The 22,166-nt window shown below is 68.1% G+C and carries 18 protein-coding genes; 9 read left to right on the forward strand and 9 right to left on the reverse strand.

The annotated features are described in order from the left end of the window. Positions 1–41 precede the first annotated feature (41 nt). On the forward strand, positions 42–1,187 hold the full coding sequence (locus tag RVF83_RS12945; RefSeq protein WP_423132940.1) for an alpha/beta fold hydrolase: 1,146 nt from the start codon (positions 42–44) through the stop codon (positions 1,185–1,187). A gap of 18 nt (positions 1,188–1,205) precedes the next feature. Here the strand turns inward: RVF83_RS12945 and RVF83_RS12950 are convergent, their stop codons facing one another. Both RVF83_RS12950 and RVF83_RS12955 read right to left on the reverse strand, forming a co-directional pair. Beyond that, the gene (locus tag RVF83_RS12950) at positions 1,206–3,011 is read right to left on the reverse strand and encodes an ABC-F family ATP-binding cassette domain-containing protein (protein WP_005200991.1); all 1,806 of its coding nucleotides are present in this window, start codon (positions 3,009–3,011) and stop codon (positions 1,206–1,208) included. A 32-nt stretch (positions 3,012–3,043) separates the two neighbouring features. Further along, positions 3,044–3,940, reverse strand: coding sequence for an SGNH/GDSL hydrolase family protein (locus tag RVF83_RS12955; RefSeq protein WP_005200990.1), 897 nt, complete (start codon positions 3,938–3,940; stop codon positions 3,044–3,046). 167 nt (positions 3,941–4,107) lie between these two features. On the opposite strand from RVF83_RS12955, the gene RVF83_RS12960 reads away from it, so the two are divergent. After that, the gene (locus RVF83_RS12960) at positions 4,108–4,992 is read left to right on the forward strand and encodes a type IV toxin-antitoxin system AbiEi family antitoxin domain-containing protein (protein ID WP_005200989.1); all 885 of its coding nucleotides are present in this window, start codon (positions 4,108–4,110) and stop codon (positions 4,990–4,992) included. A 47-nt stretch (positions 4,993–5,039) separates the two neighbouring features. Here the strand turns inward: RVF83_RS12960 and RVF83_RS12965 are convergent, their stop codons facing one another. Further along, entirely contained in the window at positions 5,040–6,197 is a 1,158-nt protein-coding gene (locus tag RVF83_RS12965) for an acyl-CoA dehydrogenase family protein (RefSeq protein ID WP_005200988.1), read from the reverse strand. Positions 6,198–6,234: 37 nt separating this feature from the next. Then, positions 6,235–7,431, reverse strand: coding sequence for an acyl-CoA dehydrogenase family protein (locus tag RVF83_RS12970; protein WP_005200987.1), 1,197 nt, complete (start codon positions 7,429–7,431; stop codon positions 6,235–6,237). A gap of 391 nt (positions 7,432–7,822) precedes the next feature. On the opposite strand from RVF83_RS12970, the gene RVF83_RS12975 reads away from it, so the two are divergent. The 5 genes from RVF83_RS12975 (at position 7,823) to RVF83_RS12995 (ending at position 14,795) form a co-directional block, all read left to right on the forward strand. Then, on the forward strand, positions 7,823–9,244 hold the full coding sequence (locus RVF83_RS12975; protein ID WP_005200986.1) for an MFS transporter: 1,422 nt from the start codon (positions 7,823–7,825) through the stop codon (positions 9,242–9,244). A 153-nt stretch (positions 9,245–9,397) separates the two neighbouring features. After that, positions 9,398–10,531 (forward strand): thiolase family protein, encoded by a 1,134-nt coding sequence (locus RVF83_RS12980; protein ID WP_005200985.1) that lies wholly within the window; start codon positions 9,398–9,400, stop codon positions 10,529–10,531. Between the two features lie 75 nt (positions 10,532–10,606). Next, positions 10,607–11,371, forward strand: a complete 765-nt coding sequence (locus RVF83_RS12985) for an SDR family NAD(P)-dependent oxidoreductase (RefSeq protein WP_005200984.1) — start codon at positions 10,607–10,609, stop codon at positions 11,369–11,371. Beyond that, on the forward strand, positions 11,368–13,029 hold the full coding sequence (locus RVF83_RS12990) for a class I adenylate-forming enzyme family protein (RefSeq protein ID WP_005200983.1): 1,662 nt from the start codon (positions 11,368–11,370) through the stop codon (positions 13,027–13,029). The genes RVF83_RS12985 and RVF83_RS12990 overlap by 4 nt, the downstream gene beginning before the upstream one ends. A gap of 245 nt (positions 13,030–13,274) precedes the next feature. Continuing rightward, positions 13,275–14,795: a GMC family oxidoreductase gene (locus RVF83_RS12995; protein WP_005200982.1), complete on the forward strand. Its 1,521-nt coding sequence runs from the start codon at positions 13,275–13,277 to the stop codon at positions 14,793–14,795. A gap of 50 nt (positions 14,796–14,845) precedes the next feature. Here RVF83_RS12995 and RVF83_RS13000 read toward each other — a convergent pair whose 3' ends face one another. Then, positions 14,846–16,045 (reverse strand): acyl-CoA dehydrogenase family protein, encoded by a 1,200-nt coding sequence (locus RVF83_RS13000; protein ID WP_005200981.1) that lies wholly within the window; start codon positions 16,043–16,045, stop codon positions 14,846–14,848. 179 nt (positions 16,046–16,224) lie between these two features. Between RVF83_RS13000 and fabG the strand changes: the two genes are divergently transcribed. Then, entirely contained in the window at positions 16,225–16,983 is a 759-nt protein-coding gene (gene fabG, locus RVF83_RS13005; protein ID WP_005200980.1) for a 3-oxoacyl-ACP reductase FabG, read from the forward strand. 51 nt (positions 16,984–17,034) lie between these two features. Then, positions 17,035–18,258 (forward strand): acetyl-CoA C-acetyltransferase, encoded by a 1,224-nt coding sequence (locus RVF83_RS13010; protein ID WP_005200979.1) that lies wholly within the window; start codon positions 17,035–17,037, stop codon positions 18,256–18,258. Between the two features lie 64 nt (positions 18,259–18,322). Here the strand turns inward: RVF83_RS13010 and RVF83_RS13015 are convergent, their stop codons facing one another. The 4 genes from RVF83_RS13015 to RVF83_RS13030 form a co-directional block, all read right to left on the reverse strand. Beyond that, positions 18,323–19,195: a LysR family transcriptional regulator gene (locus RVF83_RS13015; protein ID WP_005200978.1), complete on the reverse strand. Its 873-nt coding sequence runs from the start codon at positions 19,193–19,195 to the stop codon at positions 18,323–18,325. A 6-nt stretch (positions 19,196–19,201) separates the two neighbouring features. Beyond that, positions 19,202–20,104 carry a LysR family transcriptional regulator gene (locus RVF83_RS13020; protein WP_039881210.1) on the reverse strand — a complete coding sequence of 301 codons (903 nt, stop codon included), beginning with the start codon at positions 20,102–20,104 and terminating at the stop codon, positions 19,202–19,204. Between the two features lie 57 nt (positions 20,105–20,161). Further along, positions 20,162–20,923, reverse strand: a complete 762-nt coding sequence (locus RVF83_RS13025; protein WP_005200976.1) for a crotonase/enoyl-CoA hydratase family protein — start codon at positions 20,921–20,923, stop codon at positions 20,162–20,164. Between the two features lie 66 nt (positions 20,924–20,989). Further along, entirely contained in the window at positions 20,990–22,111 is a 1,122-nt protein-coding gene (locus RVF83_RS13030) for an MBL fold metallo-hydrolase (RefSeq protein ID WP_005200975.1), read from the reverse strand. Positions 22,112–22,166: the final 55 nt, after the last annotated feature.

Below are 22,166 nucleotides of genomic sequence, written 5' to 3' on the forward strand. Positions count from 1 at the left end.
CCTGACCTGGTGTTCTCGCGGCAGTCATTACAGTTGTGCGGGTGCTCCGCAGACTCCTGACCGCCGTGGTGACGTTCGTCGTCGCCGTGCTCGTCGGCGTCGGGTCGCTCGCCTCGACGCCGCCGTCGTCGGCAGCGGCCCCCGACAACGGATTCGTCTTCACCACCACCGACGTCCCCGACGACCAGCTCCCGTCGGCCGCGGCAGCCGGCACCCGTCTGACCTACGCGACGCGGGATCAGCGTGGCCGTCCGGCGATGGCGACCGGCATCTACTGGGTCCCGCGCGGCACACCGCCGGCCGGGGGCTGGCCGGTGGTCTCCTGGGCGCACGGCACCGTCGGTATCGCCGACGAGTGCGCACCGACGAAGCATCGGCTGGGGGACGGGGTCGAGGCACCCGTCCGAGCCGCGCTCGACGCCGGTTACGCGGTGACCGCCACCGACTACGCCGGACTCGGATCGGCCGGGGAGACCGACTATCTCGGCGGTGCCGCCGCGGCGTACTCGGTCATCGACATGATCCGTGCGGCACGCTCGGTCGACGCTGCGCTCGGCAGCTCCTGGGTGTCCGTCGGACATTCCCAGGGCGGTCACGCGGCTCTGCATGCGGCGCACCGGCAACCGGCGTATGCCCCCGAACTCCCGGTCAAGGGTGCGGTCGCGATCGCCCCGGTCTCGTCCCTGGAGAACCTGTTCGGTCTCTTCGGACCCCGGATTCCCGGGCTCGGCGCCCTGAACGTGCTGAGCGCCCCGTTCCTCTACACCCTCGCGGGCCTCGACCATTCGCAGCCGGATCTGAAGATCGGGGACTTCCTCACCGACAGCGGCAAGCGGTTCCTGGACCGGTCCCGCGCCCGCTGCAACGGCGACGTCGTCGCCGCGCTGCGGTCGGTGTCGCCGGGATCGCTTGTCGCGTCGTCGTTCACGAAGGACCAGAAGTTCCGCGACGCGCTGCAGGCCTACGCCGAGGTCCCCACCGCCGGCTACCCGGCGAAGGTCACCATCGCCCACGGCATGCTCGACCCGATCCTGCCGTACCCGCTGAGCCGTTCGCTGCGGTCGTCGATGGAGCGGGACGGCACGACCGTCGACCTGAAGACCTACGCCCGCGCCGACCACAGCAGCGTCGTCGACGGGTCACTGCCCGACGTCATGACCGCCATCCGGGAAGCCTTCGGACGGTAGGGGCTCCGACACGGCGGGTCACTCGATGGCTTCGCCGAGCTCCATCCAGCGTTCCTCGATCTCGGCGAGTTCGGATTCCATCTCCCGGATGCGTTCGGTCTCGGCGGAAAGGCCCTGGTAGTCGGACTGGTCGTGGTCGGCGAGTGCGGTGCGGGCCTCGTCGATCTTGCTGTGCAACTTGTCGATTCGACGTTCCAGTGACGCCAGCTCCTTGTTCGCCGCCCGCAGTTCCGCGCCGCTGAGCGCAGAGGCGGATTCGCTCGACGACCCGCCGGACCCCGACGCCGGCGCGGAAGCCGATTCCTTCTGTTGAGCCGCACGGAGTTTCAAGAACTCGTCGACGCCGTTGGGGAGATGACGCAGCTTGCCGTTCATCACGGCGAACTGCTGGTCGGTGACACGCTCGAGGAAGTACCGGTCGTGCGAGACGACGATGAGGGTGCCCGGCCAGGAGTCCAGGAGATCCTCGAGGGCAGCCAGCATGTCGGTGTCGAGGTCGTTGGTCGGCTCGTCGAGGATCAGCACGTTCGGGGCGTCGAGCAGGATGAGCAGCAGCTGCAGACGACGCTTCTGGCCGCCGGACAGGTCCTTGACCGGGGTGGACAGCTGGGCACTGTCGAAGCCGAGGCGTTCGAGCAGCTGTGAGGGGGAGAGCTCCTGCGCCTTCGAGCCGGAGCCGAAGGTGTAGGTGGTCTGGAGGTCGGCGATCACCTTCCGGACCGGGTCGTCGAGGAAGCGGTTCAGGTCGTCGAGCCGCTGGGTGAGAGTGGCGACCTTGACGGTCTTGCCGCGCTTGACCTTTCCGCCGGTCGCCTCGACCGTGCCCGCGATGAGCCCGAGCAGCGTCGACTTGCCTGCGCCGTTCACCCCGAGGATGCCGGTCCGTTCACCCGGGGCGAGGCGCCATTCGACTCCGTCGAGGACGTTGCGGTCGCCGTAGGAGACCGACACGTCGATGAGGTCGACGACGTCTTTGCCGAGGCGGGCGGTGGCCAGCGACTGGAGAGCGACCTTGTCGCGGACGGGCGGGACGTCGGCGATGAGGGCGTTGGCCGCGTCGACACGGAACTTCGGCTTGGAGGTACGGGCCGGTGCGCCGCGACGCAGCCAGGCGAGTTCCTTCCGCGCCAGGTTCTGGCGGCGTGCCTCGATGGTCGCGGCCTGCCGGTCACGCTCGACGCGCTGCAGGATGTAGGCGGCGTAACCGCCCTCGAAGGGTTCGACGATCCGGTCGTGAACCTCCCAGGTGACCGTGCACACCTCGTCGAGGAACCAGCGGTCGTGGGTGACGACCAGCAGGCCGCCGGCGTTGGCGGGCCAGCGGCGTTTGAGGTGATCGGCCAGCCAGGTGATGGCCTCGACATCGAGGTGGTTGGTGGGCTCGTCGAGCGCGAGGACATCGTGGTCGCCCGCCAGGAGCCGGGCGAGCGAGACGCGCCGGCGCTGACCGCCGGACAGGGACCCGGTCGTCGCATTCCAGTCGACGTCGCCGAGTAGTCCGCCGATCACGTCGCGGACCTTGGCGTCGCCCGCCCATTCGTGTTCGGGACGGTCGCCGACGACGGCGTGCCCGACGGTCTCGTCGTCGTCGAAGCGGTCGACCTGGTCCAGGACGCCGACCCGCACCCCGCCGCGGACGGTGACGCGTCCCGAATCGGGTTGCTTGCGCCCGGCGAGCATCGCCAGCAGGCTCGACTTGCCGTCGCCGTTGCGCCCGACGATGCCGATCCGGTCGCCCTCGTTGACGCCGAGGGAGACCGAGTCGAAGACCTTGGTCGTCGGGTATTCCAGACCTAGGGTTTCCGCGCCGAGAAGATGAGCCACGCCGACCAGGTTAGTGACCGGTCATGTGCGAGCTACCGGCGGATCGCGCCGTTGATCATCATGGCGATCGCGAATGCTCCCGCCTGGTTGACGTGATACGGCATCGCGATCCGGTTCGACAGCGCGCTCTCGTACCAGGGAGTGATCAGATTGCACGGATCGTGGCCGAGGGACCCGCGATTGGCGTCGACGAAACGGCCCTCGACCTTGGTCGTCGCCCGCAGCAGGGCGTCGTTGGCGCGGTAGAAGACCTGCCGCATCCAGCGGGCGTCGGGATCGCTGAGCGGGATCAGCGGCCAGCACCCGCTGTTGCCGATGAACCCGCCCAGGCCGACGACGATGATCTGCGCGCGGGGTGCCTTCTTGCGGATTGCCCGCAGTGCCGGGGTGACGCGTTCCTCCATGCGCTGCACGCGCCACCGGACCTCGTTCTCGAGCCGCGGATTGCTCCGGCAGCGTCGGTCGGTGAGCGGCTGGCTGATCTTGCACTGCGAGAGGATCGCGGCCCACTGCATGTCGTTGCCGCCGATGCTGACGGTGATGAGCTGGGCGTCGCGGGGGACCAGGTTCAGCTGCACCGTCTTCGCGCCACGCGGGGTGTGCTGCACGGCGCGATACAGGTGCGCCGACTGCGCCCCGGCACACGAGATGTCGACGAAGCGTCTCGGCAGCGTCATCGCCGCCACGTACTTCGGATAGTTGAGGGCCGACCGTTTGCAGCCGTCGAAGTAGCCCGGCGTCGGCGTGAAGAACCCGCCCGACGCGCGCGAGTCGCCCATCGCGATGTACGGGCCGCCGGTGTAGCGGGCGGGCGCCGCCTGCGCGGGGGATGCGGTCGCGGCCACCAGGGCCGTCACGAATGCGGTGATCAAGACCGCCGCCAGGACGCGTACCCCGCGTTTAGACTCCCGCACCAACTGTTCCCGCACTTTCCCACGTCCCGACCCACTGAATTCGCTCAGCGAATATTAAGGCAAGCAGATCACGTCCGTACGCAGAGTGCGTCATCGGTGCTGCCTCTCGGCACTCATTTCGCGCTCGGCGGGAGCATCGTTACGGCCGGAACCAGCAAAGGCTCAGGTGCGTCCAAGAATGCATGACGATTCCGACCGCGCTCCGCACCCTCGCCCTCGCGCACGACGGCGTGGTCACCGTCGGCGACGCGCGCGAGCGCGGTCTGAGCAACGGCGCGATCGCGCGTCGGGTGAAGTCTGGAGAATGGGTGCGCGAGGCGCACGGTATCTACCGCCTGGCGGATCACCCGGTCACCAACCGCACACGAATTCGGATCGCGACTTTGTCGGTGTCTCACGACGCGGTACTGAGCGGAATGGCAGCAGCGTGGTGGCACGGTGTGGTGACCAAACCGCCCGCCGTTGTCACCGTCACCGGTCCGAAGAGCTGGAAGCGGGCGACGGTCAAAGGCAGGAAGGTCGTCCGGCGAACCCTCGACGACGCTGACGTCGTCGACCAAAAGGGGCTCCGCGTGACGGCGCTCCCACTGTCGGTTCTAGAGGGCGCCGTCGAGGGAAATATGGACGTCCTCGACCGAGCGCTGCAGCGCGAGAAGGTGACTGTCGACGCGCTGGTCGAGACGTTTCAGCGTCGTCGTAAGTGCAAGGGCGCCGCGGAGATGGCGAAAATGCTGGTTCTCGTCGGGTCGGGTGCCCGGTCCGCGGCGGAGCGGCTGGCGGTCGACGCGTTCGAGCAGCACGGAATCACCGGCTGGATCGCCAACCATCCCGCGGCGGGCTATGTCATCGACTTCGCTTTCGAGAGTGGGAAAGTCGCTGTCGAGATCGACGGAATGGCGTACCACCGCGATGCGGAAGTCTTCCGGAGTGACCGAAAGCGCCGCAATACACTCATCGCCGCGGGCTGGACCGTCCTCAACTTCACCTGGGCAGACCTGGTGGAGCAGCCGGGTTACGTTGCAGCGCAGGTCAAGTACGCCCTACGTCAGAATCAGAGTGCGTCCTGAGTGCTGGAAAACAGCACTCAGGACGCACTCTGGAAAAGCGGGGTGCGCTAGAGCCCCAGATCCTTCGCGATGATCGTCTTCATGACCTCGCTGGTGCCGCCGTAGATGCGCGTGACGCGGGTGTCGGCGTAGAGGCGGGCGATCGGGTACTCGAGGACGTAGCCGTAGCCGCCGTGCAGCTGCAGGCACTTGTCGATGACCTTGCCCGCGGTCTCGGTCGCGAACAGCTTGGCGCGCGCCGCGTCGGGAACGGTCAGTTCGCCCTCGTTGTGCAGCTCGAGAGCACGGTCGACGATGGCGCGGATCGCCTCGACCTCGGCCGAGCACTCGGCGAGCACGAACTTGGTGTTCTGGAACGCCGCGACCGGCTTGCCGAAGACGTCACGTTCCTTGGTGTAGGCGATGGCGTGCTGGACGGCCGCGGCGGCGGTGGCCGACGCGCCGATCGCGATGGTCAGACGCTCCTGCGCGAGGTTGTGGCTCAGGTACTTGAAGCCGGCGCCCTCCTCGCCGAGGAGATCCTCGACCGGCACCTTGACCGAGTCGAAGGACAGCTCCGCGGTGTCCGACGCCTTGAGGCCGATCTTCTCGATCTTGCGTCCCACCGCGAAACCCTCGGCCTTGGTGTCCACCACCAGGATCGAGAGGCCCGCGCGACGGTTCTCGGGATCGAACGGGGTGGTACGGGCGACGACGAGGATGCGGTCGGCGAGGGCGCCGCCGGTGATGAAGGTCTTCGCGCCGTCGAGCACGTAGTGGGAGCCGTCCTCGGACAACTTCGCGGTGGTGGCGATGTTCGCGAGGTCCGAGCCGGTGCCGGGCTCAGTCATCGCGATCGCGAACATGAGGTCGCCGGAACAGAATCCGGGGATCCAGCGCTCCTTCTGCTCCTGGGTCCCGTACTCCATCAGGTAGGGGAGGATCAGGTTCGAGTGCACCGAGTAGCTGCCGAAGGTGACGCCGGCCGCGGAGGTCTCCTCGGCGATCACCAGTGAGTAGGTGAAGTCGCTGACGCCACCGCCGCCGAACTCCTCGGGGGCCTCGATGCCCAGGACGCCGAGATCGCCGAGCCGGTTGTAGAACTCGCGCGGGGGATGCCCCTGCTTCTCCCAATCGTGGTAGACGGGCGTGACCTCCTTGGCGATGAAATCCCGGATCGTCTTGCGGAAGGCCTCGTGGTCCTCGGTGAAGATGCGACGCTGCATTGTGGTTCCTAAGGTGTTGGTGAAGAAGAGGATTGGGTTACTGCTCGCGGTACTCGCGCAGGAGTCCCTTGGAGATGATCTGCTTCTGGATCTCGCTGGTGCCCTCGCCGATGAGCAGGAACGGCGCGTCGCGCATCAGACGTTCGATCTCGAATTCCTTGGAGTACCCGTAGCCGCCGTGGATGCGGAACGACGCCTGGGTGACCTCGGCGCAGTACTCGCTGCACAGGTACTTCGCCATCCCGGCGGCGACGTCGTTGCGTTCGCCGGAATCCTTCAGCCGGGCGGCGTTGACCATCATCAGATGCGCGGCCTCGACCTTGGTCGCCATCTCGGCCAGCGAGAACGCGATGGCCTGGTGTTCGGCGATGGGCTTGCCGAAGGTCGAGCGCTGCTGGGCGTACTTCACGCCGAGTTCGAAGGCACGCTGGGCGATTCCGCACGCCCGCGCGGACACGTTGACGCGGCCGACCTCGACCCCGTCCATCATGTGCGCGAAACCCTTGCCGGGCACGCCGCCCAGGATGTCGGTGGCCGGCGCGCGGTATCCGTCGAAGATGAGTTCGGTGGTGTCGATTCCCTTGTAGCCCATCTTGTCCAGCTTGCGGGGAATGGTCACGCCCGGCACGACCTCGCCGAATCCGGCGGGCTTCTCCACCAGGAAGGTGGTCAGGTTCTTGTGCGGGCGTTCCTGACCCTCCTCGGTACGGACAAGTGCCGCAACCAGAGTCGACGACCCGCCGTTAGTCAGCCACATCTTCTGGCCGGTGATGACGTAGTCGCCGTCGGCGTCGCGCTTGGCGGTCGTCTTGATCGCGGCGACGTCGGAGCCGAGTTCCGGTTCGGACATCGAGAAGGCGCCGCGGACCTCGCCGGTGGCCATCCGCGGCAGGAAACGCTGCTTCTGCTCGTCGGTTCCGTGCTGGCGCAGCATGTACGCGACGATGAAGTGGGTGTTGATGACACCCGAGACGCTCATCCAGCCGCGGGCCAGTTCCTCGACGCACAGTGCGTAGGTGAGCAGCGATTCGCCGAGGCCGCCGTACTCCTCGGGGATCATTAGGCCGAACAGTCCCATCTCGCCCATGCCGTCGACGATGGCTTGCGGATATTCGTCCGCATGCTCGAGTTCCTGCGCATTCGGGATGATCTGTTTGTCGACGAAAGATCGCACGTTGGCGACGATCTCGGTCTGGATCTCGGTGAGGCCCAAGGTCTGCGCGAGACGGGTCATGGTGGTGAGTTCTCTCCCGTGAATGGGCGGTGCGGGTCGCACCGACGGCCGGATGTGGGACGCAACATAACCAAGCATGCCGTCCGGCGTCCGCCGGAAGTAGACGCGATGCGCTAAGGGTGCGATAGCGCGGGCCAATGATCCACGACCGTCTCCGGACGCGGATCGGACAGTGTTCGCGCCTAACCCTCCGATAGGGCTGACCAATGCGGCCTGTTCACGGCGTTGTGACCCCTGACACATAGGCAGCGACAGTCGGAGCCTTCATCGAGCGCCTGTTGCGGCGACGGGAACGCGCCCCGTTCAATCGGGTGCAGATGTGATCCACCCCACTGGATTCGTATCGTCCCCCGACCCCCGATTCCATTCCCCCTGGAAGAGGTACACCCCTATGACGGTCACGACCGCCTCTGGATCCGGCCCCGGCAGGAAGCCCTCGGCGTCCGCCGCTGCCGACGCTCCCACCACCTCCGACTTCGAGACGCTCGCCGCTCGGCGCGGTGGCGTCGGCCCCCTCGGCGAACGCCGCCTCACCGCATGGGGACTGACGTCTCTGCTGGTGAGTCTCTACGTCATCAACTACGCAGACAAGGCCGTGCTCGGCATCATCGCCAAGCCCCTACGCGTCGAGCTCGGCCTCACCGCCGCCCAGATCGGACTCGTGGGCAGCCTGTTCTTCCTGACCTTCACCATCGGCGGCTTCTTCGCCGGCCTGCTCAACCGCTGGATGACGCTGCGCTGGTCGCTGGTCCTCCTCGGACTGTGCTGGGCGGCCGCGATGCTCCCGATGATCGCGGTGGCGGGCTTTGCGGTCCTCCTCATCAGCCGACTGTTCCTCGGCCTCGCCGAGGGGCCGTCGTCGGCACTGCTGCACACGGCCGCCTACGCCTGGCACCCGCCGGCCCGCCGCGCGCTGCCCGGTGCACTCCTCGCCGGTTCCGCGTCGATCTCCAAGATCGCGATCGCCCCGCTCCTCACCGTGATCACGGTCGGTTTCGGCTGGCGGTGGGCGCTGTTCGCGCTGGCCGCCGCCGGTATGGTCTGGGCCGTCGTGTGGCTCTCGGTCTGGCGACCGGGCCCGTACATCGCGAGCGGCAGGACCAAGAAAGTCGACGACACCGAGAAGGCCGAGGCCTCCCCGGCCGATGCCGAGCCGGCCACCCCGTGGATCAGGGTCTTCCTCGCGCCGACGTTCATCACCGGCGCCCTGCTGGTGATGAGTGTCTACGCACTGGTGTCCGTCGTGCTGACCTGGCTGCCGTCGTACTTCGAGGACGGCCTGGGATACAGCCAGCTGCAGTCCGGTTCGATGTTCGCCTTCCCGTCGATCGTCGGTCTCGCCCTCATGCTGCTGAGCTCGGTCACCAGCGACCGGATGATCACCAAGGGTGCGTCCCCGCGGGTGCTCCGCATCGTCGTCCCGTCGGTCGGCGTCCTCATCTCCGGTGTCCTGCTGTTCCTGCTGCCGTCGATCAGCACTCCGATCGTGTGTGTCCTGATCCTGTCGGTCGGCTACGGGTTCGCCGCCATGGTGTTCCCGCTGTTCAACGCAGCTGTCGCGGAGATCTGCCCGCCGCGTCAGACCGCCGGCACCCTCGGTGTGTTCCTGGCGATCATGGCCATCGGCGGGCTCGTCGCGCCGTACGCCACCGGTGTCATCGTCGATGCCGCGGCGACGCCTGCCGAGGGTTATGCCACCGCGTTCCAGATGCTCGGGCTGGTCGCCTCGGTGTGTGCCGTGCTGACGCTGGTCTTCGCCAACCCGGTGCGTGACCGCAAGCGTCTGCGCCCGAATGCGGTCCTGACCGCCTAGGCCATAGGCAGCACCTCATCGTCCGTGAGCGGGAATCGACTTGTCCGCCAGGCCAGCTCGTGGTCGGCTCGACAGGACGGGTGATTTCCGCTCACGGACGTCCTCGGTTCCACCCACAACGCAATCCACTGCCCGACATTCTTAGGAGACCTCATGCGCGATGCAGTGATCGTCGACGCCGTCCGCGCCCCGATCGGACGCCGCCGCGGAGCCCTGTCCGGAATCCACCCGGCCGACCTGTCCGCCCACGTCCTCGAGGCTCTCGTCGAGCGGACCGGGCTCGATTCCGCGACCGTCGACGACGTCGTATGGGGCTGTGTCAGCCAGTCGTCGGAGCAGGCCGGCAACATCGCCCGCACCGCGATCCTCGCGGCCGGATGGCCGGAATCGGTTCCCGGCACCACCGTCACCCGCGCGTGTGGTTCGAGCCAACAGGCCGTCAGCCAGGCCGCCGCCGCGGTCATCTCGGGCCAGCAGGACGTCGTCATCGCCGGCGGCGTCGAGTCGATGAGCCGCGTCGCGATGGGCAGCTCGGCCCCCAACGGCGAGCACCAGCCGGCCACCGTCCTCGACCGCTACGGCATCGACAAGTTCAGCCAGGGCCTCGGCGCGGAGACCATCGCCAACAAGTGGGGCTTCGACCGCACCCGTCTCGACGAGTACTCGCTGCGTTCACACGAACTCGCGGCCGCCGCGGTCGACCGCGGTGCGTTCGACGGCCAGCTCGCCCCGATCTCCGGTGTGCTCGAAGGTGACGAGGGCATCCGCCGCGGCGGCACCCTGGAGTCGCTCGGCAAGCTCAAGCCGGCGTTCGCCGAGGATGGCGTCATCCATGCCGGCAACTCCTCGCAGATCTCCGACGGCTCGGGTGCGCTGCTGATCATGTCGTCGGAGACGGCGAAATCGCATGGCCTGACCCCGATCGCGCGCATCCACACCGCCGTCGTCGCCGCCGACGACCCGGTCGTCATGCTGACCGGCCCGATCCCGTCTACGGCGAAGGCGCTCAAGCGTGCCGGCCTGTCGATCGACGACATCGGCGCCTTCGAGATCAACGAGGCCTTCGCGCCGGTGCCGCTGGCCTGGCAGGCCGAGACCGGCGCCGACATCGAACGACTCAACCCGCTCGGCGGCGCGATCGCCGTCGGCCACCCGCTCGGCGGCTCGGGCGCCATCCTGATGACCCGCCTCGCGCACCACATGCGCGACAACGGGATCCGCTACGGCCTCCAGTCGATGTGTGAGGCCGGCGGCATGGCCAACACCACCATCCTCGAACTCCTCTGACCCCACTGCCCGAAGCCGGCCGGTTCCACGCCGGCCGGCCAGAAGTCGGACAGCACTGAAAGGCACATCAGCACAATGGAACTCAAGGGACTCTCGGTCGCCATCACCGGCGGCGCCTCCGGTCTGGGCCTCGCCACCGCCAAGCGGGTCGTCGACGCCGGCGGCCTGGTCACCCTGATCGACCTGCCGACCTCCGACGGCCAGGCGGTCGCCGACGGTCTCGGTTCGGCGGCCTCCTTCGCCGCCGCAGACATCACCGACGCCGAACAATTCGCGGCCGCACTGGATGTCGCCGACGAGCGCGGCGGCCTGCGTGGGCTCGTGCACTGCGCCGGCGCGGGGCGTCGTATGCGCATCCTCGACAAGGAGGGCAAGGCCGGGTCGGCGGAGGACTTCGAGTTCGTCATCAAACTGAACCTCGTCGGCTCGTTCCACGCCCTGTCGCTGGGTGCCGAGCGCATCGCGCGACTCGAACCGATCGACGGCGAGCGTGGCGCCATCGTCATGACCGCCTCGGTCGCCGCGTTCGAGGGGCAGATCGGTCAGATCAACTACTCGGCCTCGAAGGCCGGCATCGTCGGCATGACCCTCGTGGCCGCCCGCGACCTGGCCAGCAAGCTGATCCGCGTCAACACCATCGCACCCGGCACCATGGACACCCCGCTGCTCGCCCGCCTGCGCGACGACGTGCGCGAATCCCTCGCGGCGAGCATCCCCAACCCGGCGCGTCTCGGTCGCCCCGAGGAGTTCGGTCAGCTCGCGGCGAACATCCTGGAGAACGCGAATCTCAACGGCGAGACCATCCGTCTCGACGGCGCGATCCGCATGGCACCGCGATGAGCGCCGCGGCGCCGACGACGCTCAACTACCCGGACACGAGCATGGCGGTGCTGCCGGCCAGCATGGCCGCGCTGTACGGCGATCGTGCCGCGGTGGTCGACGGGGACACCACGCTGACCTACGCCGAACTCGACGCGCGTTCGGCGGCGGTGGCGTCGGCACTCCGATCGGCGGGTGTCGCCGAACGTGACGTGGTGCTGATCTACCTCACCAACAGCATCGAGTTCGTTGTCGCCTACTACGGTTCGCTGCGGGCCGGCGCGACGGTCACCCTCGTCAACCCGTTGCAGCCGGTACCCGGCCTGCATCGCCAGATCGTCGAGACGGGCGCAGTGGCCGGCTTCACGCAGGTCGAGCAGTCCGATCGGCTCCTGTCGGCCGCCGCCGGCTCACCGCTCTCCACCGTGGTGGTCGTCGACGGTTCGGCCGCGGCGGTCGAGGGCATGCGGGTCGAGGGCGTGCGGGTCACCTCGCTCGACGAGTTCGTCCTCGGGCACAGTGTGGCGCCCGTCGTCACCGTGACCTCCCAGGACGTCGCGCATCTGGCGTTCACCGGTGGGACCACCGGTGTCTCGAAAGGTGTTCGGGTCCTTCATCGCAACGTTCTCGGCAACGCCACCCAGATGATCGGCTGGCGGGCCGGGCACGCGATCGAGGTCGGCGACGACGGCCTGCTGCGGTTGACTCCGCGACCGGGCTCCGATCGCGGAGTGGTTCCGGGTGACGCCGCGACCGTCGTCGTGTCACCGCTGTTCCACGCCCACGCGCTGATCAACATGACGTTCCTGTTGCTGTGTGGTGCAACGCATGTGCTCGCCGGACGATTCGAACCCGGCCGGATGCTCGCGCTGATCGAGCAGTATCGGGCGTCGTATGTGACCGGTAGCCCGGCGATGTGGCATGCGCTGGCCGTCCACCCCGATGTCGAGTCACGCGACCTCACCTCGGTGCGGGTTGTGTCCTCGGGCGCCGCGCCGATCGACCTGGTGACGCTCGAACAGCTCGAGAAGGCATTCCCCGCCGCGGCGATCATCGAGGGCTACGGCCTCACCGAGGCGACCTGCCTGGTGTCCTCGGCGCCGCTGACCGCCGAAGGTCAGTACCGGCTCGGCAGCGTCGGACTCCCGACCTTCGACACCGAGGTCGAGATCCGCGCCGCACACGACCCGACCGTCGTCCTGCCGGTGGGGGAGCGGGGACAGCTCTGGGTCCGTGGACCGCAGGTCACCGACGGTTACCTCGGACATCCCGAGAAGACCGCGGAACAGTTCGTCGACGGCTGGCTCGACACCGGCGACATCGCCTTCCGCGACGAAGACGGTTACATCTACATCTGCGACCGCGCCAAGGACATGCTGATCTACAAGGGCTACAACGTGTATCCGCGTGAGCTCGAGGAGATCCTGGTGACCCACCCCGATGTCGCGGCCGCCGCGGTGGTCGGGCGCGAGGCCGGACCCATCGGCCAGGAACCGGTCGCGTTCCTGGTCCCCAAGGACGGCCACGTCGTCGACGAGGATGCGGTCGCCGCGTTCGTCGCCGAACAGGTGTTGCCGTACAAGAAGATCCGCGACGTCGTCGTCGTGGAGGAACTGCCGACGTCGGCAGCCGGCAAGATCCAGAAGGTCGCCCTGCGCGAGCGTCTGACACACGCCTGAGCCCTCGCGGTTCTGCCGGTTGAGCCCTCGCGGTTCCGCCGGTTGAGCCCCGTCGAAACCTCATAGCCCGAAACCGCGCTCAGCGCGGTTTCGGGCTGCTTCTTTGTCGTCGATGCGCCGCTGCCGGTGACAAAAGATCACACTGTTCGATCACCTGCCGACGGGCTTACATTGGTGTCACAGGTCACACTGGGAGAGCGGGGGCGGACAGGTCGGCGTGACCGAGACGTCGAGGGGAGAGGTCGGTGGCGCACACACAGATCGCCGACTACATCGTCGTCGGAGCGGGGTCCGCAGGATGTGTGGTCGCCGCACGCCTGGCTGCCGCCGGTGCGGAGGTGCTTCTCCTCGAGGCGGGAGGGACCGATCGCCGGCCCGATGTGGTGGTGCCGATGGGTGCCGTCAGTCTGTTCGCCACTGCCAATTGGCGGTATCCGCTGGCCCCGGACCAGAGCAAGGGCGGACGTCCCGGAGCCTTCGTCGCCGGCAAGCTCGTCGGTGGGAGCGGATCGCTCAATGCGATGGTCTATGCGCGAGGCCGTCGATCCGACTACGACACATGGTCCGAGCTCGGGGCTGTGGGATGGTCGTACGACGAGGTGCTGCCGCACTTCAGGGCGTTGGAGTCGTGGGTCGGCGGCGCAGACGAGTACCGCGGGAGCGGCGGGCCCGTTCACGTGGACTGGTGTCGCCATCGCCACGATCTCGACGAGGCCTTCATCGAGGCGGCGATCGCCGCGGGGCACCCGGCGAATCCCGATCAGAACGGTGCCGGCCAACTGGGGGTCTCACGCACGCAGATGAACCAGGAACGCGGTCGGCGGTCGTCGTCCGCCCGCGGTTTTCTCCGTTCGCTGCCGCGCGACAGCTCTCTCCGCTTGCTGCGGCGAAAGACTGTGTCCCGTCTCGTTTTCGAGGGACGCCGGGTCATCGGCGTCGAGAGTGACGGACGTGTGTTCCGGGCTCGCGAAGAGGTGATCGTGAGTGCGGGCGCCATCGGATCACCGGCACTTCTCCAGCGGTCCGGTGTAGGTCCGGGGGGAGCCGAGCTCGACCTGCCGGGGGTGGGTGAGAACCTGCAGGACCACCTGGTGGTGTCGCAGCAGTGGGAATCGCGTGTCCCCACGCCGAACACGATGGGTCCGATACGAGCGGCACGGGTGCTGAGTGACTATCTCACCGCCGGCGGCGGCGCGTTGACGATGGCGCCATTCGAGGCGCAACTGTTCACCGAGGACTTCCAGATCGCCATCATGCCAAGCCATTACACTCTCGACACGGTGAGAGGGCGGGCATCACTCGAACGTCGGGATGCATTCACGGTGTTCTCCGTGTTCATGCACCCCGAGACGAGCGGTCGCGTTCGGGTCCGCGGTGGTCGCCCCGAGGTCGAACTCGAACGACTCGGGAACGACGACGACGTCGCGAAACTGCTCGAAGGCGCGGAGATCGCACGCATGCTGGTGGAGTCGGTTGAACCGCTCAGCGGGCTCGCCGGGGCCTGTCTGAACGGTGACGGCCCACGTGGACGTGAGTGGCTCTCGGCGACGGAGATGAGCATCTACCACGCGGTCGGAACGTGCCGGATGGGCTCGGATGCCGAGTCCGTCGTCGACCCGGAGCTCCGCGTCCGCGGCCTCGGCGGTGTCCGCGTGGTCGATGCATCGGTGATGCCGACGCTGACGTCGGGCAACACCAACGCGCCGACGATGATGATCGCGAACCGGGCAGCCAACTTGATCCTGCACGGACGGACAGCCCGCTGAATGCGACAGCGGCCCGCCTCTCGGTGAGAGTCGGGCCGCCGGTCCTGAGCTCAGCGCTGGGCGTTCTTGGTGCCCTGCTTGTAGAGGTTGCGTCCGATGATGAGGCGCTGGATCTCGCTGGTGCCCTCGTAGAGGCGCAGCAGGCGGACCTCGCGGTAGATGCGCTCCACCGGAACGTCGCGCATGTAGCCGCTGCCGCCGTGGATCTGGACGGCGAGGTCGGCGACCTTGCCCACCATCTCGGTGCAGTACAGCTTGGCGGCCGACGGTGCGACGCGCCGGTCGGTGTTGTCGACCCAGGCCCGGGCGGCCTCGCGCACCAGGGCGCGACCGGCCATCACACCGGTCTGCTGGTCGGCCAGCATGGCCTGGACCAGCTGGAACTCGCCGATCGGGTTGCCGCCCTGGGTGGCGGTCGCGGCCCAGGCGATCGACTCGTCGAGCGCGCGCTGGGCGGTACCGACCGACAGTGCGGCGATGTGCACGCGACCGCGGGCAAGGGACATCATCGCGGCCTTGTAGCCGACGTCCTCGCTACCGCCGATGAGGGCGGCGTTCGGCACGCGCACACCGTCGAAGTGGACGTCGGCGGTCCAGGCGCCCTCCTGACCCATCTTGCGGTCCTTGGCGCCGACAGTGAGTCCGGCCGAGTCGGCCGGGACGAGGAACACCGCGATGCCGGTGCCGTTCTCGTCGGCCGGGCGGGTGCGGGCGAACACGACGAACAGGTCGGCCAGCGGCGCGTTGGTGATGAAGCGCTTCTCGCCGGAGATGACCCAGTCGTCGCCGTCGCGAACGGCCTTGGTGCGCAGGCCCGCGGGGTCCGAGCCGGCGCCCGGTTCGGTCAGTGCGAAGGAGGCGACGACCTCACCGGAGGCGATCCTCTCCAGCCAGGCGGCCTTCTGCTCGTCGGTGCCGAAGTTCACCAGCACCTGGCCGGCGATGCCGTTGTTGGTGCCGAACATCGAGCGCAGTGCGAGCGAGGTGTAGCCGAGTTCCATGGCGAGTTCGGCGTCCTGGGTCAGGTCGAGTCCGAGTCCGCCCCATTCCTGCGGGATCGCGTAACCGAAAAGGCCCATGTCCTTGGCAGTTTGGCGGATGTCCGCGGGAATCGCGTCGGTGTCGAGGATCTCCTGTTCGCGTGGCACGACGACCTCACGCACGAATTCTCGAGTCGCCGCCAGGATGTCGGCGAAGTCTTCCGCGCTCACCTGAGAGGTGGCGGTCGGTTGTTGCGTCACTCCGGTCATGGTGCCACTCTTGCGCGTCCACGGTGAGGGGTCCAATACGAAACCGGGATCGCTCCGATAGCCGTTGCGTATGAAACGAACGCGTTCGACGCCGGATTCGCGGGTTAGATTACTGGCATCACCCGGCGCCTCACGCCGCCGCTGGTGTCTGCACCAGAACCCCATCGGAAGGACCGAAGATGTCATCCACCACCTCTCAGCCGCTCCTCGAGGGACGAACCGCCGTCGTGACCGGTGGTGCCCAGGGCATCGGCTTCGAGATCGCCCGGTCCTTTGTGGACGCGGGCGCCAAGGTGGTCCTGGGTGATCTCAACCTCGACGCCGCGCAGGCCGCCGCCGACAAGCTCGGTGGCCGCGACGTCGCCCGCGCCGTGAAGTGCAACGTGGTCGACGGCGACGAGGTCGACGCGCTGCTCGCCGAGGCCGTCGACGGTTTCGGTTCGCTGGACGTGCTGGTGAACAACGCCGGCATCACCCGCGACGCCACCATGCGCACCATGACCGAAGAGGACTTCGACCTCGTCATCTCGGTCCACCTCAAGGGCACCTGGAACGGCACCCGCAAGGCCGCCGCGATCATGCGCGAGCAGAAGTCCGGCGCGATCGTCAACATCTCCTCGCTGTCGGGCAAGGTCGGCATGGTCGGCCAGACCAACTACTCCGCCGCCAAGGCCGGCATCGTCGGCATGACCAAGGCTGCCGCCAAGGAGATGGCGCACCACGGCGTGCGGGTCAACGCGATCCAGCCCGGCCTGATCCGTTCGGCGATGACCGAGGCGATGCCGCAGAAGGCCTGGGACCAGAAGATGTCGGAGATCCCCATGCACCGCGCCGGCGAGGTCGGCGAGGTTGCCAGCGTCGCGCTGTTCCTCGCCTCGGACATGTCCTCGTACATGACCGGCACCGTGCTCGAGGTGACCGGCGGTCGCTTCATGTGAGACCTGTTCTCACGCACACACTTCCACTCAGATCTGCGAAAGGTCTCACCCATGCGCGACGTCGTCATCTGCGAACCGGTCCGTACCCCCATCGGCCGCTACGGCGGGATGTTCAAGAGCCTCACGGCAGTCGACCTGGGCGTCACCGCGCTCAAGGGTCTGATCGAGCGTACGGGTATCGACCCGGAGAAGGTGGAGGACGTGATCCTCGGGCACTGCAACGGCAACAGTGAGGCGCCGGCCCTCGGTCGCGTCATCGCACTCGACGCCGGGCTGCCGATCACGGTGGGCGGCATGCACATCGACCGTCGCTGCGGCTCGGGTCTGCAGGCCGTCATCCAGGCGGCCTACCAGGTGTCCGCCGGCGACAACGATCTCGTCGTCGCTGGTGGCGCAGAGTCGATGAGCAACGCCTCGTTCTACTCCGTCGACATGCGATGGGGTGGTGCGCGCACCGGAATCGCCATGCACGACAGCCTCGTCCGCGCCCGCTCGACCGCCGGCGGCAGGCACTACCCGGTGCCCGGCGGCATGATCGAGACCGCCGAGAACCTCCGCAGGGAGTACGAGATCTCGCGCGAAGAGCAGGACGAGCTCGCCGTCGAATCCCACACGCGGGCAGTCCGTGCCCAGAAGGACGGCGTGCTCGCCGAGGAGATCATCCCGGTCACCGTTCCCGGACGTAACGGTGAGACGATCATCGACACCGACGAGCATCCCCGCCCGGACGTCTCGCTGGAGTCGCTGGCCAAACTCAAGCCGATCATGGGCAAGGCCGATCCCGAGGCCACCGTCACCGCGGGCAACGCCAGCGGCCAGAACGACGCCGCGTCGATGGCCATCGTCACCACCACCGAGGTCGCCGAGAACCTGGGCCTGCGCCCGCTCGTCAAGCTCGTCTCGTGGGGTCTCGCCGGCGTCCCGCCGCGCACCATGGGCATCGGCCCCGTGCCGGCCACCGAGAAGGCACTCGCCAAGGCCGGTCTGACCCTGGCCGACATCGACCTCATCGAACTCAACGAGGCCTTCGCCGCCCAGGCGCTCGCCGTCACCCGCGAATGGGGCTTCGGCCGTTTCGGCTCCGGAGGCGACTTCGACCGCACCAACGTCCACGGCTCGGGCATCTCGCTCGGCCATCCGGTCGGCGCGACCGGCGGCCGCATGCTGGCCTCGCTGGCCCGCGAACTGCAGCGCCGCAAGGGTCGCTACGGCCTCGAGACGATGTGCATCGGCGGCGGCCAGGGACTCGCCGCGGTCTTCGAGCGGGTTGCTTGACGGACCTCGATACGCGTCGCTCGGTCGACGCTACTCGGCCGGCGGGGTGGGGCGCCGTTATGTTCTAATCCACCTGCGCGCGAATGAGTTCCACGAAAGCCTGGCCCACCGGCGACAGGGACGCGGGATCGAAGGCGATCGCGAACGGCCGCACGAAGCGGGGTTCGGTCTCGCGGATGACGGCGCGGTCCGCAGCAGACTCGGCCATCGAACGTTCCAGCAGGCTGCCGCCGATCCCGGCCAGCACCATGGGAAGTCGTTCCTCGCGATGTTCGGAGAGTACGGCGACCGGTGGCCGGGCGCCTCCGACCCGCATGGCCTCCTCGAGCTCGTCGGCCACCGATTGCCCGCGCGGTACGAACACCATCGGGAGTGACGGGAGATTTCCCAGCGGGATCGGTCCGTCCGGGACCTCGGATCCCTCGGGATAGACGAGTACGTACTCCTGCTCGCCGAGCTCGATGACCTCGAGCGCGTCGCCGGCGATCGGCAGGTGGGCGACGGCGAACTCGCAGTGCCCGTCCTCGATGGTGGACGCGGCCCGCGTCTCGTCACGCAGGTCGCCGAGCCGCACCGACACTCGCGGATAGGTGGCACGGAAGCGGGCGATGAGGTCGACGACCGGGCCGACTGCCGTGGCCGGGGACGCGAGCAGATCGAGGTGCCCGGTGAGTTCGTCCTCCTCGGCGGCGAGGAGATCGCCGACGGCGTCGACGTCGCGGATGATCTGGCGGGCCGGACCGACCATCGTGCGGCCCGCCGCCGACAACACCATGCCGCGACCGATGCGGTGGAACAGCTGCACGCCGAGTTCGCGTTCGAGTGCCCGCAATGCCTGTGAGACAGTCGGTTGCGCGACACCCAGCGCGGAGGCGGCGCCGCCGATGCCCTTGTTCTCGACGACGGCGAGGAAGTATTCGACCTGGCGTAATTCCATGGTGGCCTACCAGTCCGGGAGTTCGGTCGGCTCCTGGCTCAGGCCGGAGTGGGCCCGGGCCGCGGAGATGAAGGCGAGCGCTGCCGGCGAGGGGAGACCCGAACGCAGCACGAGTCCCCACGGTCGCGTCAACGGCGGATCGAGTACGAGCTGCCGGGTACCGGCGAGCTGCTTGTCGGCCACGGTGCGCGGGACAACCGTTGCGGCCGTACCGCGTTCGACGAGATTCCAGACCGCCGCGGGCAACGGGCAGTCGACGACCACGTTGCCGGCGGCGTCGTCGAGGAGATCGGCGAGCAAGGCCGCGGTGTGCTGATCGCTGTGATCGATCACCAGTGGGACCGACCGGATGGCGCTGCGCGGCACCGTGTCCGGGAGTCCCGCGACCAGGGCGTCGGGGGACGCCACCACGAGCTCCTGCTCCGTCATCGGGATGGCCGAGAACGTCGCGTGTTCGGCGGAGGAGTCGATGACCCCGATCTCCGCGTCACCGGACCGCAACGCCGAGAGGACACCGGCCGGACCGTCGGCCGCGAGGACGCGGACCGCGAGCCGGGGAAAGCGCTCCCGGAAGAGTCGGACGACGTTCACGAGCGGATCGATGCTGAACGCCGCGTACGTCACCACGTCGACGCGTCCGGATTGCAGCTCCCGGACCGCGTCGACCTTCCGCTTCGCGCGCTCGACGTCGGCGAGGATGCGCCGCGCCGCGTCGTCGAGCTTGCGGCCGGCCTCGGTCAGTTCGAGGCGGCGTCCGGTCCGGTCGAACAACGTGACGCCGAGACGCTTCTCGAGCGTCCGGATGGCCTGCGACAGGGAGGGCTGGGAGATGTAGAGCGACTGGGCGGCCTTCGTGATCCCTCCGTGGTCGACGACTGCGACGAAGTAGGTCACGAGGTGCAGGTCCACCTCAGCCACTCTAGTTACCGACCTTTCCGCGGATCGGCGGCCCTTCCACTGTCTGGATCAGCGGCCCTTCCACTGCGGTGCGCGCTTCTCGGCGAATGCCTTGGCACCCTCCTGGGCGTCCTCGGAGGAGAAGACCGGGGTCAGGTACTCCCACTGCTTCTTGATCAGGTCCTTGTCGGTGTAGTTGATCGCCATCGAGGTGACCTGCTTGGTGGCCTTGACGGCGAGCGGTCCGTTGGCGGCGATCTTCGCGGCGAGCTCACGAGCACCGGCGAGGGCCTCGCCGGGCGCGGTGACCTTGTTGACCAGGCCGAACTGGTGGGCGCGCGCGGCGGACAGCGGGTCTCCGGTCAGGGCCAGTTCCATCGCGACCTGGTAGGGGAGGATCTTCGGCAGACGCAGTAGACCGCCTGCGGCCGCGGCGAGACCACGCTTGACCTCGGGGATGCCGAACTTGGAGTTCTCGGCAGCGACGACGAGGTCGGCGGACAGTGCGAGCTCGCAGCCACCGGCCAGGGCCCAGCCCTCGACCGCCGCGATCAGCGGCTTACTGGGCGGGGCCTCGGTGAGACCGCCGAAACCGCGGTCTTTCAGCGCGACCTGCTCGCCGCGCGAAAACGCCTTGAGGTCCATTCCCGCGCAGAACGTGCCGCCGGCGCCGGTGAGGATGCCGATCGTGAGGTCGTCGCGCGACTCGAGCTCGTCGATGGCGGCCGCGATTCCCTCGGACACCTCGAGGTTGACGGCGTTCTTCGCCTCGGGCCGGTTGATCGTGATGACGGCGACTCCGTCGGCGAACTCGGTGAGCACGGCGCTCATGGGGATTCTCCTCTGATCGGTGGGGAAGGCCGGTGGGACGTCCACCGGCGGGGACTCGGGTTGCGGTCAGTCCGGCAGCGACAGGCTCGACGCGGTGCGGTGTTCGGAGACCGGCGCGAGCGACCACCGGACCGGCTCGACGGTGACGTCGGCGAGGTCGGCCAGGGTGGGGGCGGGTGTCGAGGCGAGTATTCCGCGCTCGCTCAAGACCAGCAGGTGAGCGTCGGTCTCGCGCAGCGCGAGCCGCTTCATCGTGAGGTTGAGGTCGCTGAACGGCCGGGACCAGCTCACGGCCTGGGTGATCTCCCACGCCGTGGACTCGGGCCGGGCCGCGACCGCCTCGGTGATCTCGGTGAGACGCTCCTCGTGATGCGACAGGAGTCCGGTCACCCGGGCGCCCAGACCACGGAAGCGGTATTCATGCGATGGCAGGGCCTCGTGGTCCCGCATCTTCTCGGTGTTGGCCAGCGACACCAGATAGTCCGCGAGCGGGCTCTCCGTCTGCATCGGACTCGTGGAGACATTGGGGCTGATGCGCGGCAGCAGGTGATCGCCGGTGAAGATGATCCCCGCGTCGTCGTCGGCGAAACACAGATGGCCGGGTGTGTGACCGGGCGTCCAGATGGCGCGCAGATTCCAGCCGGGGATGTCGAGCGGGGCGTCGGCGGTCAGCTCCCGGTCGATGGTCCGGCCGTCGGGCAGCCGCACGAAGTCGACGAGCCCGAGCCCGGCGACGTCGGCCGGTGCACCCAGCACCCGCAACTCCCACCGGGCGTCGTCGAGCTGACTCTCCACCTCGTCGTCGGAGTGATAGCGCAGGTGACACGCGTCGGCGCGGTGCATCAACAGCTCCACGTCGGTCTGTTCGAGCAGGCGCGGGACCAAGCCGAAGTGGTCGGGATGGAAGTGGGTGATGGCCGCCGACCGCACGTCGATGACGTCGTGACCGGTGCTGCGGATGCCGTCGACAAGGGCTCGCCAGGACTCGTCCGACGGCCACCCGACGTCGATGAGCGCCAGGCCACCGTCGGGCAGCGCGAGGGCGTAGACCAGGACGTAGCGCAACGGGTTGGGGCCCATCGGCACGGGGATCGACCACAGACCCGGGCGCACCTCCTCGACAGGGGGGAGCACCTTGTCGGCCCAAGCCTGCTGCTGACGCCGACCGGTCACCTCGATCGTGGCCATCCTTGACCTCCTGAGCCGTCATCGTTCCCGGCGCATCGGACGAAGAGTTGCGACG

It is taken from the genome of Gordonia rubripertincta (assembly GCF_038024875.1).
GTDB lineage: Bacteria > Actinomycetota > Actinomycetes > Mycobacteriales > Mycobacteriaceae > Gordonia > Gordonia rubripertincta.

Coding starts and splice junctions, on each gene's coding strand:
- RVF83_RS12960 (WP_005200989.1), top strand. CDS start 4,108: ATGACGATTCCGACCGCGCTCCGCACCCTCGCCCTCGCGCACGACGGC.
- RVF83_RS13015 (WP_005200978.1), bottom strand. CDS start 19,195: ATGGAATTACGCCAGGTCGAATACTTCCTCGCCGTCGTCGAGAACAAG.
- RVF83_RS12970 (WP_005200987.1), bottom strand. CDS start 7,431: ATGACCCGTCTCGCGCAGACCTTGGGCCTCACCGAGATCCAGACCGAG.
- fabG (WP_005200980.1), top strand. CDS start 16,225: ATGTCATCCACCACCTCTCAGCCGCTCCTCGAGGGACGAACCGCCGTC.
- RVF83_RS12965 (WP_005200988.1), bottom strand. CDS start 6,197: ATGCAGCGTCGCATCTTCACCGAGGACCACGAGGCCTTCCGCAAGACG.
- RVF83_RS13000 (WP_005200981.1), bottom strand. CDS start 16,045: ATGACCGGAGTGACGCAACAACCGACCGCCACCTCTCAGGTGAGCGCG.
- RVF83_RS12990 (WP_005200983.1), top strand. CDS start 11,368: ATGAGCGCCGCGGCGCCGACGACGCTCAACTACCCGGACACGAGCATG.
- RVF83_RS12980 (WP_005200985.1), top strand. CDS start 9,398: ATGCGCGATGCAGTGATCGTCGACGCCGTCCGCGCCCCGATCGGACGC.
- RVF83_RS13025 (WP_005200976.1), bottom strand. CDS start 20,923: ATGAGCGCCGTGCTCACCGAGTTCGCCGACGGAGTCGCCGTCATCACG.
- RVF83_RS13010 (WP_005200979.1), top strand. CDS start 17,035: ATGCGCGACGTCGTCATCTGCGAACCGGTCCGTACCCCCATCGGCCGC.
- RVF83_RS13030 (WP_005200975.1), bottom strand. CDS start 22,111: ATGGCCACGATCGAGGTGACCGGTCGGCGTCAGCAGCAGGCTTGGGCC.
- RVF83_RS12975 (WP_005200986.1), top strand. CDS start 7,823: ATGACGGTCACGACCGCCTCTGGATCCGGCCCCGGCAGGAAGCCCTCG.
- RVF83_RS12985 (WP_005200984.1), top strand. CDS start 10,607: ATGGAACTCAAGGGACTCTCGGTCGCCATCACCGGCGGCGCCTCCGGT.